The sequence below is a fragment of the Dickeya parazeae Ech586 genome, from assembly GCF_000025065.1.
Taxonomy (GTDB): Bacteria; Pseudomonadota; Gammaproteobacteria; order Enterobacterales; family Enterobacteriaceae; genus Dickeya; species Dickeya zeae.
This window is the reverse complement of sequence record NC_013592.1, coordinates 759,950-774,511: the sequence shown is the minus strand read 5'-3', so window position 1 is coordinate 774,511 and position 14,562 is coordinate 759,950. Positions and strand designations below refer to the sequence as shown.

The window sequence follows — 14,562 nt, the reverse complement described above, 5'->3', positions numbered from 1 at the left end:
AGATCGCTAAGGTTGGGCGGTTAATTTTTCCCTTTTCAGGACGCCAGCTATGTCCAGTAACAGTCTGTCCGGCAACGAAAAAAATCTGTCTAATACGGCGCTTCCCGCCACTGTTCAACAACCCCGCTACGACCGCCAGTCGTTGAAGCCCCGCATCGTACACATCGGCTTTGGTGCATTTCACCGTGCCCATCAGGCGCTGCTGACCGATCGGGTGCTCAGCCGTCAGGGCGGCGACTGGGGGATTTGCGAAGTGGTGCTATTTAGCGACGACTCCCTGATTTCCGCCCTGCGTCGTCAGGATCACCGCTTTACCGTGCTTGAGAAAGCCGCCAACGGTAATCAGGCCATCGTGGTGGGTGCCGTCTGTAAGTCGCTACATGCCCGTGTCGAAGGGATTGCGGCCATTCTGGAACAACTGGCAGACCCAGTCGTCGCGATCGTTTCGCTGACCATCACCGAAAAAGGTTACTGCCGCGCAGGCAACAAAGGCGAACTGGATCAGAATAACCCGCTGGTTCAGCAAGACCTGGCCACCCCACGTCAGCCATCGTCAGTACCCGGCTTACTGGCCGAAGCGCTGCGCTTGCGTCGTGAGCGCGGTATCGCGCCCTTCTCGGTGCTGTCCTGCGACAACGTACCGGAAAACGGTAAAGTGACCCGACAGGTCGTCATGGATGCCGCCCGTTTGCAGGATCCCTCGTTGGCGGACTGGATAGCCCAACATGTGACCTTCCCCAACACCATGGTGGACCGCATCGTACCGGCCGCTACACCGGAAACCCTGACCCAGATAGCCGATGCCATTGGAGTTGCCGATCCATGTGGTATCGCCTGTGAGCCGTTCATTCAGTGGGTGGTGGAAGACAAGTTTGTTGCCGGTCGCCCCGAGTGGGAACAGGCTGGAGCACAGTTAGTTGATGACGTACTGCCGTTTGAAGAGATGAAACTGCGTATGCTCAACGGTAGCCACTCTTTCCTGGCTTACCTCGGTTATCTGGCGGGTTACGAGCACATCAATGATGGTATGGACGACCCGCACTATCGGCAGGCAGTACGCCACCTGATGTTGCAGGAACAGGCACCGACCTTACAGGTTTCCGGTGTGGATCTGACCGCGTATGCCGACCAACTGCTTGAGCGTTTTTCTAACCCGGCACTGAAACACCGCACCTGGCAGATTGCAATGGATGGTAGCCAGAAGCTGCCACAACGTATGCTGGCTTCACTGCGCTGGCATCTGGCGCATGGCAGCGACCACCGTGCGCTGACGCTTGGCGTCGCGGGTTGGATGCGTTATGTCGGCGGTGTTGACGACGCGGGTCAGGCGATCGATATCCGCGACCCGCTGGTCACCACCTTGCAGCAGGTTGTCAGCACAACCGCTGACAACGAAGCGCGTGTTCGCGGCCTGCTCTCCATCAGTGCCTTGTTCGGCGATGATTTGCCCAACAACGCGCTGTGGGTAGCCGAGCTGACCAACGCCTATCTGTCATTACGTGATAACGGCGCTAAAGCAACCGTCGCCACGCTATTCCACCACTAGTCAGCAGCTAGTCAGTCTGTCACCAGAGCCGTGCAGGGAGTGCACGGCTTTACTTTTCAGGTAAACACTCCGGCAGAGATTCCAGCACATCGCCGGGCTGGCAGGCCAGCGCTTCGCATATTTTCTGCAACGTATCAAACCGGATGCTCTTCACCTTACCGGATTTCAGCAATGAAAGGTTTTGCTCCGTAATACCAATAAGCCTCGCCAGTTCGCGGGACTTCATCTTTTTCTGTGCCAGCAGTACATCCAGCCTGATAACGATCGGCATAACCCGCCTTACCAACGATTCACCCATAACCCGATAAAATACACTGTCTGGCGCAGTGAGATAAATCACACTTTGCGCGGCGCATGGATACGAGACCTAAGTGAGATCACATAGCGGTCACAATTAATCGCTATTTTTTACAATTACACTTGCTTTTTATTGGCCCACACGGCGAAATAGTGCCGATAGTTTCATCACTTCTGCTGATGTCACCACGTGCAGCAACACCACTTTTTATCGTAAAGCGATAAAAAAATAATCATTCCCGGTAAGACATTACGTTTTATCCGGCAGTAGCCATGATCAAATTAAAAAAACTTATTTCATGATCTCCATGACAGATTCCTATTAAAAGCCGTCAGGAGCGGGATGGCTAGTTTACTTTTGTCGCAATCAGGCAAATGATAAGAACATAAGTTCATTTCAAATGAAATAATGTTTTAATATTGTTAGGCGAATTAATCATGAGTAAACCTATTACGTTTAAACACACGCTCTGCTACGGCAGCGCGAACCTACTAGGCAGTGGCGCCTTAGCCATCAGTGGTGCCTGGTTAATGTACTTCTACACCACCTTCTGTGGCTTGACCCTGGTTGAGGCCGCTGCCATTTTCTCCGTGGCCAGCGTCATCGACGCCATCAGTAACCCGGTCATGGGCTACATCAGCGACAACTTCTACAATACCCGCATTGGACGCCTGTTCGGTCGCCGTCGTTTCTTCATCATGCTCGGTATCCCGCTGGTGTTGGTCTACCCGATGCTGTGGAGGGAAGGATTAGGTTTCTGGTATTACCTGTCGACCTATGTGCTGTTTGAATTAATTTACACCTCCATCATGGTGCCGTACGAAACCCTCGCCACCGAGATGACCACTGACTTCAAAGCCCGTTCCAAACTGACCGGCTCCAAGGCTATCTTCGGTAAAGTCGCCAATTTCCTGGCCGCGTTCATCCCAGGCCAGTTTATCGGGATCTACGGTAAAGACTCCGCCACACCGTTCTTCTACACCGGCCTGGCCTACGGTTTCATTATGTGCGCGGCGATGATCGCCCTTTACCTCACATCCTGGGAACGTTCTCCAAACGAAGTGGCCCGCGAACATACTCAGAATCTGTGGCAGTCGCTGAAAAAACTCAGCATCGACATGGCTTCCACATTCCGCCTGCGTATTTTCCGCAAACACCTTGGAATGTACCTGTTCGGCTTTGGCGCTGAATGGCTGTTCGCTTCCGCGTTCACGTACTTCATCGTGTTCGGCCTGAAGCAAAGCACTGCGGTCGTCTCCCAGCTCAACAGCTTCAGTTCCATCATGCAGTTTATCTCCACCTTCCTCTTTATCGGTATTTGCGTGAAGATGGGCTTTGGCCGTCCGTACCGTATGGCGTTGATGGTGGTGATCGTCAGTGTGATCGCGTATGCCGCGCTCTATTTCACTGGCTGGTCTCAGACAGCCACCATGATCGTTCTGTTTGGTATTACCGCTGTCTTCGGTTTGAGTACTGGCGGTATCTACTACATTCCGTGGACGGTCTACACCTTCCTGGCGGATGTCGACGAAGTGCTGACAGGGCGTCGTCGTGAAGGGATTTATGCTGGCGCCATGACATTCGCTGGCAAGATGGTGCGTTCTGTTATCGTCTTCGCCATGGGCTGGATTCTGAGTCAGTTCGGATTTGTATCCGGCAAAGCTGCCCAACCGGAAAGTGCAGTACTGGCGATTATCGGTGTGTTCTCACTGGGTGTTATCGCACTGGCGATAGTAGCCATCTACTTCAGTGCTCAAATGCGTCTGGACCGTAAGAACCACATGATTCTGCTGCAGGAAATTGCACGTATCAAAGCAGGTGGTGCCATTGCTGATGTTCCGGCAGAAGCCCGCGCCGTTGCTGAAGAGCTTACCGGCTGGAAATACGAACAATGCTGGGGCAACAACCCGCTCGGCCTGCAACCGACTGAGCCTGAGCCCGTCATTGCAACCTCTCCTCGCTAAGTTATTCTAAGCTATTGCCAGTCAACACAATGCCGCCCTCGGGCGGCATTGTCGTTTTGATACACTGGTCGGCGGGTTTCACATGGCAGCATCGATAAATACCACGCAGCCATGCCCGAGAAGGCGCATCAGATCAACGCCGCTTCCCGCAATTCACTTTTCAGGTAGGCATAATAAATGGGGGCGGCAATCACGCCGGAAATACCGAATGCCGCCTCAAACACCAGCATCGCCAGCAAAATCTCCCAGGCATGCGCCTTGATGCGAGTGCCGACAATCTGCGCATTGAGGAAATACTCCAGTTTGTGGATCAGCATCAGGTAGACCAGCGCCAGTAGTGCTATCGGCAAAGAGATCGATAACGCCGCGATGAACACCACGGAATTGGAAATCAGATTACCGATAACCGGCAGCAAACCAAAAATGAAGGTAAGCGCTACCAGTGTCTTGGAAAACGGCAGATGAATGCCGAAGCCAGGCAACAGACCCAAAATGAACAGCGCCGATAGCACTGTGTTCACCAGTGAAATTTTCACCTGCGCAAACACAATATTGCGAAATGAGGACGACAACAGCGCAACCCGATGCATCAACTCAGTTTTCAGCAAAGGCTTCTCCACCGTCGGCTCAATGCTGTACAAAGAGATGATCGCCCCCAGGATCATGCCGATCAACATGGTGACAAAGCCATGCAGGAAATCTTTCCCCATGTTTTGCAGCATCTCCACGTGCTTTTGTAGCCACATCACGAATTCATGCTGCAACTCTTCCACACTGACTGGCAGGTAACCCGGCAGATAGGTCATGATCTGCTTTTGTACATCTTCGAGAATAAAAGCAATGCGGGCGTTGAACACACTGGTATCTTTCATTTCCTGCATCAACAGCCCAACCAGCGAGCCGAAAATTACACTCAGCAGGCAGACGACTAAGGTACTGATCACTGCCACGACCGCCAGCCGGGCACGTTTACCGCTGATCACCTTCTGGAAATACGGTGTCAGCAGATTAATGATTTCATACACCAGAAAACCGGCGATAAAGCAGGCAAGCAGTCGCAGCTCAATCAAGAGCAGCAACCCCCCAAGGATAAACGCGAAGCTCAACAATCTGGCTTGTTTCAAATTCAACAACTGCATACGACATCCTGTTTCTTACCGCGACGTCAGAAGGGAGCGCCACACCGGTCAGCAAGGAGGAAACCTTACGCCAGAGGCGGCAATACCCTGACCTGAAATAATATTTCGGTAACCATTCTTAGCGTTTTGACCACGAAACACCAGTAGGATTAGCATCATTTTTGGTCACCTGCAGTATAGATAGACAGCATCATCGCGGGAGATACGTCAGGAACAATGAAAAATGATGTCTGACACGCGCGGCTATCATCAGGCAGTAAAACGGTGAGATGTCACACTTCCGGATAGCAAGCCACTGCATTGATGACGTCATCCCCCCCATTTCTTTTTGTTCTGGCAATAACCCGCCAGTAAAGTCCATGAATCCAGATTAATAGAAAAGATACATTTGGTGTAAAAAGTGTATTTAAATATGAATGTTCTATTAGCCTGCTTGCGAAATTGATTATCGAAACGTATCGATATAAAGGCGGGACAAACAATGGGGAATTAAAACGCGCTCGATATAATAGTAGCAGCCAGTATAAAAGCACAAAGAATCATATCAACAAATAACATTGATAGTGTGTAAAATTCATTTCCCTAATCGTTGGCTCGTTATGAAGCCATCGTCGTGGTCATATCCCCGTCGTCTTGATTGAGGATTAACAGCGACAGAACCCTGTCTTCTACATTCAACTTGGAAAACGAAAGCGTACTGAGCGGCTTTTTAGCGAAACCATCAGACAACAAATCCCAAGCGACATGTGTGCTCAGTAACTCATTGTTAGTCATGAAGTCCTGGTAAGCGAACCGAACGTTAATCGGCAGGACCTCATCAATAGAGGCAGGGGCGGCAGCACCAGTACGCAAACCAAAATGCGCATTAAATGCGGAATTTGCACAGAGTATCTTGCATTTGTCATCAATGACCGCAATTGCACGTCTATCATTGTGAACAGGGGCACTTAACATGTTCATGATTTCATTCTGCCCAAATATCAGACTCATATGTCCTCTGCTTCTTGCTATGTGAAATCTATCCCTCCTGAAGCAACCAGAGAATGTCGGCGCAGGGGAGTACGGGGATAGTTTTTAAAGTCAGCCAGCAAATGTCTCTGGCAACCACAATGATCAAACCGTTGATATAATTAGAATTCAACCAACCTGAACAAGACATGATGAGTGATAACTTAATTTCCTACGTGATTACGTAGTCCAAACAATAATAAGTATTATACTTTGGTAAATTATATCCCATTTTATCTGGCTGACTGAAAGTCGAAATTACCTATCATAATAATCAGCCTACTTGTTGCTACGAATTGCTTACAAAGAAAACAATTTCGTAACTTGTGAGCGGCATTAAATGCGACCCTTTAGGCATTGTGAGCACTATATCTGCTTTCGCTGGAGGTCGATCGCTCAAATAAGGCCGATCTTTTGCCTGTTTGATCATATCGTCCGATCAAAATCTTGCTAATGATAGTTAATGCCAATTGAATAGTCATTTTCATTCACCGTTCCCTTTACGAGTTCAACAGGCCGCTACAACCGGCAAAAATGTGAACGAAATCGCATAAAACAGTGTACTTCTGCAACAGCGCCCCACGCTTCTCGATCTGGGACTACTCTTAAAAGCAAACATCTGGAAACCTTTCCAGCAATGCGTGATCCATCGCGCAAAAAAGAAACAAATGTTAATGGCTCACTATTATTAACCATTGATTGACATAATATTAACAATGTTTAAGGAGAAGCGCTATGAGCCAATATAATAAACACCCTATACCTACCGCGATTGCGGAGAACGCCTTAATCACCGCCGAACAATATAAAAAGATGTATCAGGAATCGGTGCAAGATCCTGATTCTTTCTGGCGGAAACAAGGCAAGATCGTCGATTGGATCAAACCTTATCAGCAGGTCAAAAACACCTCTTTTGACCCAGGCCATGTTCGCATTCGCTGGTTCGAAGACGGTACGCTCAATGTCGCGGCGAACTGTCTCGATCGTCACCTTGCCACGCAAGGTGATCAAACCGCGATCATCTGGGAAGGTGACGATGCCAAAGAAAGTAAGAAAGTCACCTACCGCGAGTTGTATCAGGCGGTCTGCCGTTTTGCCAACGTATTAAAAGCAAAAGGGATCCGCAAAGGTGATGTGGTCGCCATTTATATGCCTATGGTGCCGGAAGCTGCCGTCGCGATGCTGGCTTGTGCCCGTATCGGTGCCGTGCACTCGGTTATCTTCGGGGGGTTCTCCCCTGAATCGATCGCCGGGCGCATCGTCGATTCCAGCGCCAAACTGGTGATCACCGCCGATGAGGGGATCCGCGCCGGGCGTACGATCCCGCTGAAAAAGAACATTGATGAAGCACTGCGTAACCCTGCTGTTACCAGCGTCAGCAATGTCATCGTTTTCCAGCGCACCGGCAAACCCGGTAACTGGCAGGATGGCCGCGATCTATGGTGGCATGAGTTGGTTGCTCAGGCGAGCGATGACTGCCCGCCGGAAGAAATGAATGCAGAAGACCCCCTGTTTATTCTGTATACCTCCGGCTCAACCGGTAAACCCAAAGGGGTTCTGCACACAACCGGTGGCTATCTGGTCTACGCCGCCACAACCTTTAAGTATGTCTTTGATTACCATCCCGGCGACGTGTATTGGTGTACCGCCGACGTTGGTTGGGTCACTGGCCACAGCTATTTGTTGTACGGCCCGCTGGCCTGCGGTGCCATCACGTTGATGTTCGAAGGCGTACCTAACTGGCCAACCGCCAGCCGGATGGGCCAGGTCGTAGATAAACATCAGGTCAATATTCTGTATACCGCTCCCACTGCTATTCGCGCATTGATGGCAGACGGCGACAAAGCTATCGAGGGCACCTCACGCCAGTCGCTCAAAATCATGGGCTCGGTGGGGGAACCCATCAACCCGGAAGCCTGGGAATGGTACTTCAAGAAAATTGGTAACAGCCGCTGCCCAATCGTTGATACCTGGTGGCAGACAGAGACCGGAGGATTCATGATCACCCCGCTGCCCGGTGCGATTGAAGCCAAACCCGGTTCTGCAACGTTGCCGTTTTTCGGGGTGCAACCGGCCCTGGTGGATAACGTCGGTAACCCGCAAGACGGTGCCTGCGAAGGCAATCTGGTGATTACTGACTCCTGGCCGGGTCAGGCTCGCACGCTGTTTGGTGACCATGACCGTTTTGAACAGACCTACTTCTCTACGTTCAAAGGCATGTATTTCAGCGGTGACGGCGCACGCCGTGATGAAGACGGTTATTACTGGATAACCGGCCGCGTAGACGACGTGCTGAACGTATCCGGACACCGTCTGGGGACAGCAGAAATTGAGTCGGCACTAGTGTCACACCCGAAAATCGCCGAAGCTGCGGTGGTTGGCATTCCGCACAGTCTCAAGGGACAGGCTATCTATGCCTACATCACGCTTAATCATGGCGAAGAGCCCACCAGCGAGTTGTACACCGAGGTGCGCAACTGGGTGAGAAAAGAGATCGGCCCAATTGCAACTCCCGATATTCTGCACTGGACCGATGCACTACCGAAAACCCGATCCGGCAAAATCATGCGCCGTATTCTGCGCAAAATTGCAGCCGGAGATACCAGCAATCTGGGTGATATTTCTACCCTCGCCGATCCTGGCGTAGTAGAGAAATTGCTGGAAGAAAAACAAGCCATGGGCAACACACCGTCTTAACCGTTATCCGATAGATAAAAACAGCGCCGCCCGCACCAGGTAACAATATGTTGTTGGTAACAATTATGTTGTTGGTAACAATTATGTTGTTCTGGTGTGTGGTGGCACCTAAAAAACAGTCGCCTGTCAAGGCGACGTGACTTATCTGACTGGAGATTTATGATGAATGATCTCATTTATCAACGGATTGAAGATAACCCGCTATTTAAAGAACTGGTTCAGAAACGACAACGTTTTGCCGCCTTTCTTTCGCTGATCATGCTGGTGTTGTACATCGGTTTCATTCTGTTGATCGCCTTTGCACCGGGCTGGCTGGGAACGCCTATTTCTCCCGGAGCGGGGACGACCCGCGGCATCCCGTTGGGTATCGGGCTCATTATCATCTCCTTTGTGCTTACCGGTATTTACGTCTACCGTGCCAATAGTGAATTCGACCGCCTGACCAAAGCATTGCTAAATGAGGTGCAAAAATGAAAAGCCGCATTTTCCTGCTGACCGGTCTTCTGGGGCTACCGATATGGGCGCAAGCGGCGGATGCCGTTTCCGGCAACGTTCAGAAACAACCGCTGAATATTCAGGCTATCGTACTGTTTGTGCTATTTGTGGCGGCAACACTCTATATCACCTACTGGGCATCCAAACGCACCCGTTCGCGTAGTGATTACTATACGGCGGGCGGCAATATCACCGGCTTTCAAAACGGGCTGGCGATTGCTGGCGACTACATGTCTGCCGCCTCGTTCCTCGGCATTTCAGCGCTGGTATATACCTCCGGTTTTGACGGCCTTATCTACTCGCTTGGTTTTCTGGTGGGCTGGCCGATCATTCTGTTCCTGATAGCGGAGCGGCTGCGTAACCTTGGTCGCTACACCTTCGCAGACGTGGCGTCTTACCGGTTGCAGCAAAAACCTATCCGAACCCTGTCGGCCTGCGGTTCGTTAGTGGTCGTGGCGCTATACCTGATAGCACAGATGGTGGGGGCCGGTAAGCTCATTCAGTTGCTGTTCGGGTTGAATTACCATGTCGCTGTGGTGTTGGTTGGCATTCTGATGGTGATGTACGTGCTGTTTGGCGGCATGCTGGCGACTACCTGGGTGCAAATTATCAAAGCGGTCTTGTTGCTGTGTGGCGCGACCTTCATGGCAATCATGGTACTGAAAACGGTCAATTTCAGCTTTGACAGCTTGTTCACCGAAGCCACCAAGGTTCACGCGAAAGGCATTGCCATCATGAGACCCGGTGGTCTGGTGTCCGACCCGATTTCAGCGCTGTCTCTTGGCCTGGGGTTGATGTTCGGTACTGCCGGTCTGCCGCATATCCTGATGCGTTTCTTCACCGTCAGCGATGCCAAAGAAGCGCGTAAGAGCGTGCTCTTTGCTACCGGCTTCATGGGGTATTTCTACTTCCTGACCTTCATTATCGGCTTTGGTGCGATTCTGCTGGTGAGCTCCAATCCGGCATTCAAAGATGCAGCAGGCGCGTTAATCGGCGGCAATAATATGGCGGCGATACATCTGGCCAATGCGGTCGGCGGTAACTTCTTCCTGGGCTTTATCTCCGCTGTGGCCTTCGCCACTATTCTGGCGGTAGTGGCCGGGTTGACGCTGGCGGGTGCGTCTGCGGTATCTCATGACCTGTACTCGAATGTTATCAAGAAAGGCCAGGCCACCGAGCGCGACGAGCTGAGAGTATCCAAACTCACGGTACTGGTGTTAGGGATCGTCGCTATCCTGCTGGGGATTCTGTTCGAAAACCAGAATATCGCCTTCATGGTGGGTCTGGCATTCTCGATTGCCGCCAGCTGTAACTTTCCGATTATTCTGCTGTCGATGTACTGGTCGAAGCTGACCACACGTGGAGCGATGATCGGCGGTTGGGCTGGGCTGTTGACGGCAGTTATTCTGATGATTCTGGGGCCGACCATCTGGGTGAAAATTCTCGGTCACGCGACGCCAATCTACCCCTATGAATACCCGGCACTGTTCTCAATGCTGGTGGCGTTCATCGGTATCTGGTTTTTCTCCATTACCGATAACTCCGCTAATGCGGTCGAAGAACGCGGCAAATTCAAGGCGCAGTTCATCCGTTCACAAACCGGCCTTGGCATCTCCAAGAGCTCATCTCACTAACGCGAGACAAGCACAAACGTACAACAAATCGGGGAGCCTGCTCCCCGGTTTTTTTACACCTTCTCGCTGAGTATGGCTTCCAGTAAGTCCAGTTCCCGCAGCATCTTTTGCAGCGTTTCATTACTGATGCGCTGCGTAGCACGCAGGTGATACAGTTCGGCTCGCTCGGCACTGACCGCCGCCAGACGAAAGCGCCGTTCCAGATTCTCAACCGCCATATTGTTTTCCAGTTCATCGGTGCCTGCCACACGCCGGTGTAGCATACCGATGACGCGGGCGCTGACCTCCGCCAGGACCTGATCATCCAGATTCTCTTCCCTATCGGCCGCCAGACGCTCCTGCATTTTTTTCAGGCAATCGATAGCGACCTGCGCCATCGTCACTCGCGCCATGCGTTCCTCTTTCTTCTGCACGCTGTGATCCGTCAGGGTAATCCCCCGAAGTAGCAACGGTAGCGCCACGACACCGCACAACAGTGAAAACAGGATCACACCGGTAGCAATAAATACCAGTTGATAACGGGATGGGAACGGCTCACCACCGTTCAAAAACAGCGGGATCGACAGCACACCCGCCAGCGTAATGGCACCACGTACACCAGCAAAAGTACTGATCCAGATCTCACGCGCGGTATAGCGGGCAAACAACATCGGGCGTTTATTCTGCACATAGCGGCTGTAGAGTTTCATCAGCCACAACCAGGCAAAACGCAGCAACAACAAGGCGCAATAGATCAACGCGATATCAGCAAACAGCAGCCAGGTTTCAATCGTAGGGTCCAGTTCCGCCTGCACAATCGACTCTTCAATCACGCCCGGCAGTTGCAGCCCCAGCATCAGGAACACCATGCCGTTGAACACAAATTCCAGCATGTTCCACACGCCGTTAGCCCGCAGCCGCATGTTAAGCGGTGCCTGTCGCAGCAGTTGGGTTCGGCTTATCGTCATACCCGATGCGACCGCAGCCAAAATGCCCGACACACCGAAATGCTCGGCAATCAGGTAAGCCGCAAACGGCAGCAGCAACAGCAATACGATCTGGGTAGCAGCATCATCATCGTTTTGATGGCCGAGCAGCGACAGAGACTTGCTGTATACCCAGGTAATACCGATCCCGGCCAACAACCCCCCTAGCGCTACCTGCAAGAACGCCAGCGTCGCGCCGGACACGGTAAACACCATGGTGCCCATGGCAATCGCCACGGCAAACTTGAGCGATACCAGCGCAGAGGCGTCATTCATGAGCGCCTCCCCTTGTAGGATCCCCATCAGTTTTTTAGGGATCCGGTCTTCACCGACGATGCCGGACAGCGCGACCGCATCGGTGGGAGACAATACGGCAGCCAGCGCAAACGCGGCGACCAGCGGCATTTCTGGGATCATCCAATGTAACAGGTAACCAATACCCACCACGGTAATCACCACCAACACCAGTGCCAGGCCCAGAATTTCGCGCATATGATGCAGGAACTCACGGGTCGAGGTTTTCCAGCCGTCAGCAAACAGCAAGGGCGGGATAAACAACACCATGAACAGTTCTGGATTAAAGTCGACATGCAGGCCGAACTGCGGCCACGCCAACATGGCGCCGAGCGCAATCTGCATTAATGGCAGTGGTATCTGGAAAGGTAGGAGGCGCGTCATCACGCCGGAAAGCGACACGACCAACGTCATGATCAGAATGGTGAAAAATATTTCCATGTGTTCCTTGGTTAATTGCCGTTACATGAAAGGACTCCGGTTAGCTGCCATCAAGGGCGGACTGCACTCGCCGATGGGTGATCTTTATGAATAATAACAAGATAGTGTGTGATGAACAGGAAACGATGACAAAAAATCATCACATTGGCACTGCAGGATAAAAAAGGGGAACCCATGTTCCCCTTCGTGCCAGATACGATAAACCAGGTTTAAAGCGCCCAACCGCCAGCGTAAAAGGCAACCAGCGCCACGGCGATAATCACCGTGCCGACATTCAGTTTACGCCATTCGCCGGAGAACAGACGGCCCAGCACCAACGAGCCAAAGCCCAGCATAATGCCGGTCACGATGTTACAGGTCAGTACGATGAATACCGCACACACCAGGCCGGACATAGCGTCGACAAAGTCGTTGAAATCCAGTTTGGACACATTGCTCAGCATCAGCAGGCCGACATACATCAGCGCAGGTGCTGTGGCATAAGCCGGCACCAGGTAGGACAACGGCGACAGGAACAGGATCAGCAGGAACAACACGCCAACTACCGTCGCGGTCAAACCGGTTTTGCCACCTGCGGCAGTACCCGCCGCCGATTCAATGTAAACCGCCGCCGGAGAGGTTCCCACCAGACTGGAGAAAATGCTGCTGATGGAGTCTGCGGTCAACGCGCGACCACCGTTGATAATCTGTCCGTCTTTATCCAGCAGATTAGCCTGACCAGCTACCGCGCGGATGGTTCCCGTCGCGTCAAATACCGCCGTCATCACCAGAGCCAGTACACTCGGCAGCACCACCGGCTGCAACGCGCCTTTGATGTCGAGGCTGAAAATCAGCGACTGACCATTGGCATCCGTCAGGCTCGGCAACGCAAACAGCCCTTGGTATTTCACGTTCGGATCAAAAATCAGGCCGATGACCGAAATAGCGACGATCACCAGCAGGATCCCACCCGGTACGCGACGTTTTTCAAGACCGATGGTTGCAGCCAGACCGATCAGCGACATTATCACCGGGAACGCGGTGAAATGCCCCAATGCCACAGGTAAACCATCGATCGGGTTTTTAATGACCAGACCAATGCCGTTCGCCGCAATGATCAGCAGGAACAACCCGATACCAATACCCGCACCGTGCGCCACGCCCATTGGCAGATTGCGCAGGATCCAGGAACGGATGCCGGTCGCAGAAATCACCGTGAACAGCACGCCCATCATGAAGATAGCACCCAGTGCTACCGGCACACTGATATGCTGCCCCAGCACCAGACTAAAAGCAGTAAACGCCGTCAACGAGATCGCGCAACCAATCGCCATCGGCAGGTTGGCCCACAGCCCCATCAACAGAGAACCGAACCCCGCCACCAGGCAGGTAGCGACAAACACAGCCGCAGGCGGAAAGCCTGCTTTGCCCAGCATGCCGGGTACGACGATGACCGAGTAAACCATCGCCAGAAACGTGGTCAGACCCGCCAGCACTTCCTGACGAACGCTGCTGCCGCGCTGTGTAATCTTGAAAAAGGCATCAAGCGCGCCTGCGGGACGAGCCGCATCGTCAGCCTGACGAGTGGTATTGGACATGGTGTATCCCCTGAAATGTCGTTGTTATCAAATGCTATTGGTTATCAAACGACTGGCTATCAAACGCCGGGTTATTACGCGGGCGAGTTATCACCGCGCGGTAGCCGACGCCTGGTCAACATTCGAAAAACGGTGTGCATCAACGCCCTTGCCAGACGCCGTAAACCTGCCGCTTTCCCCCCGCCAGCCCGACACGCAAACGATTAACCATTGCGTTACAGGGCGGCTGAATCCTGCCAGTTGTTGTTGAGGCGGCAGATTATCCTGCCTTCGGGACATCCATTTCAACTGCTATTCCCTGCATACGCATCATGGTTGTGCTGAAAATGATGCAAACCCTGCGCAACACAGAGCCAGCAAAGCCACCCACCTGGCAACCAGCTGACATCGTTCACATAGCAATGCATTGAGTATGAAAGAAAATAAAACCATGGTTCAGGAAGAGCAGACTGTACGTTTATTTTTTTGTGATGGAGTTCACAAAAAAAGTTGACCATTCCCTGG

General features: G+C 52.2%; 10 protein-coding genes. 5 read left to right on the top strand and 5 right to left on the bottom strand.

Annotated features, from left to right (window positions below):
- Positions 1-49: 49 nt before the first annotated feature.
- Complete coding sequence (locus tag DD586_RS03500; protein WP_012883427.1) at positions 50-1,546, top strand: mannitol dehydrogenase family protein; 1,497 nt, start codon at positions 50-52, stop codon at positions 1,544-1,546.
- 49 nt (positions 1,547-1,595) lie between these two features.
- Here DD586_RS03500 and DD586_RS03495 read toward each other — a convergent pair whose 3' ends face one another.
- Positions 1,596-1,817 carry a helix-turn-helix domain-containing protein gene (locus DD586_RS03495; protein ID WP_012883426.1) on the bottom strand — a complete coding sequence of 74 codons (222 nt, stop codon included), beginning with the start codon at positions 1,815-1,817 and terminating at the stop codon, positions 1,596-1,598.
- A gap of 464 nt (positions 1,818-2,281) precedes the next feature.
- Between DD586_RS03495 and DD586_RS03490 the strand changes: the two genes are divergently transcribed.
- Positions 2,282-3,808, top strand: coding sequence for an MFS transporter (locus DD586_RS03490; RefSeq protein WP_012883425.1), 1,527 nt, complete (start codon positions 2,282-2,284; stop codon positions 3,806-3,808).
- 128 nt (positions 3,809-3,936) lie between these two features.
- Here the strand turns inward: DD586_RS03490 and DD586_RS03485 are convergent, their stop codons facing one another.
- On the bottom strand, positions 3,937-4,947 hold the full coding sequence (locus DD586_RS03485; protein WP_012883424.1) for an AI-2E family transporter: 1,011 nt from the start codon (positions 4,945-4,947) through the stop codon (positions 3,937-3,939).
- A 597-nt stretch (positions 4,948-5,544) separates the two neighbouring features.
- Entirely contained in the window at positions 5,545-5,937 is a 393-nt protein-coding gene (locus DD586_RS03480; protein WP_012883423.1) for a hypothetical protein, read from the bottom strand.
- A 753-nt stretch (positions 5,938-6,690) separates the two neighbouring features.
- On the opposite strand from DD586_RS03480, the gene acs reads away from it, so the two are divergent.
- The 3 genes from acs to actP all read left to right on the top strand — a co-directional run bounded on the left by acs (position 6,691) and on the right by actP (position 10,781).
- A complete protein-coding gene (gene acs / locus DD586_RS03475; protein ID WP_012883422.1) occupies positions 6,691-8,652 on the top strand; it encodes an acetate--CoA ligase in 1,962 nt (653 codons plus the stop codon).
- A 162-nt stretch (positions 8,653-8,814) separates the two neighbouring features.
- Positions 8,815-9,126: a DUF485 domain-containing protein gene (locus DD586_RS03470; protein WP_012883421.1), complete on the top strand. Its 312-nt coding sequence runs from the start codon at positions 8,815-8,817 to the stop codon at positions 9,124-9,126.
- A complete protein-coding gene (gene actP / locus DD586_RS03465) occupies positions 9,123-10,781 on the top strand; it encodes a cation/acetate symporter ActP (protein ID WP_012883420.1) in 1,659 nt (552 codons plus the stop codon). The genes DD586_RS03470 and actP overlap by 4 nt, the downstream gene beginning before the upstream one ends.
- A gap of 53 nt (positions 10,782-10,834) precedes the next feature.
- On the opposite strand, the gene DD586_RS03460 is transcribed toward actP, so the two are convergent.
- A complete protein-coding gene (locus tag DD586_RS03460; protein ID WP_012883419.1) occupies positions 10,835-12,481 on the bottom strand; it encodes a Na+/H+ antiporter in 1,647 nt (548 codons plus the stop codon).
- A 209-nt stretch (positions 12,482-12,690) separates the two neighbouring features.
- Positions 12,691-14,058 (bottom strand): NCS2 family permease, encoded by a 1,368-nt coding sequence (locus tag DD586_RS03455; protein WP_012883418.1) that lies wholly within the window; start codon positions 14,056-14,058, stop codon positions 12,691-12,693.
- Positions 14,059-14,562 lie beyond the last annotated feature (504 nt).

Bases quoted from the DNA above. Each gene is read 5' to 3' on its own strand.
- DD586_RS03500 (WP_012883427.1), top strand. From the start codon at position 50: ATGTCCAGTAACAGTCTGTCCGGCAACGAAAAAAATCTGTCTAATACG.
- DD586_RS03495 (WP_012883426.1), bottom strand. From the start codon at position 1,817: ATGCCGATCGTTATCAGGCTGGATGTACTGCTGGCACAGAAAAAGATG.
- DD586_RS03490 (WP_012883425.1), top strand. From the start codon at position 2,282: ATGAGTAAACCTATTACGTTTAAACACACGCTCTGCTACGGCAGCGCG.
- DD586_RS03485 (WP_012883424.1), bottom strand. From the start codon at position 4,947: ATGCAGTTGTTGAATTTGAAACAAGCCAGATTGTTGAGCTTCGCGTTT.
- DD586_RS03480 (WP_012883423.1), bottom strand. From the start codon at position 5,937: ATGAGTCTGATATTTGGGCAGAATGAAATCATGAACATGTTAAGTGCC.
- acs (WP_012883422.1), top strand. From the start codon at position 6,691: ATGAGCCAATATAATAAACACCCTATACCTACCGCGATTGCGGAGAAC.
- DD586_RS03470 (WP_012883421.1), top strand. From the start codon at position 8,815: ATGAATGATCTCATTTATCAACGGATTGAAGATAACCCGCTATTTAAA.
- actP (WP_012883420.1), top strand. From the start codon at position 9,123: ATGAAAAGCCGCATTTTCCTGCTGACCGGTCTTCTGGGGCTACCGATA.
- DD586_RS03460 (WP_012883419.1), bottom strand. From the start codon at position 12,481: ATGGAAATATTTTTCACCATTCTGATCATGACGTTGGTCGTGTCGCTT.
- DD586_RS03455 (WP_012883418.1), bottom strand. From the start codon at position 14,058: ATGTCCAATACCACTCGTCAGGCTGACGATGCGGCTCGTCCCGCAGGC.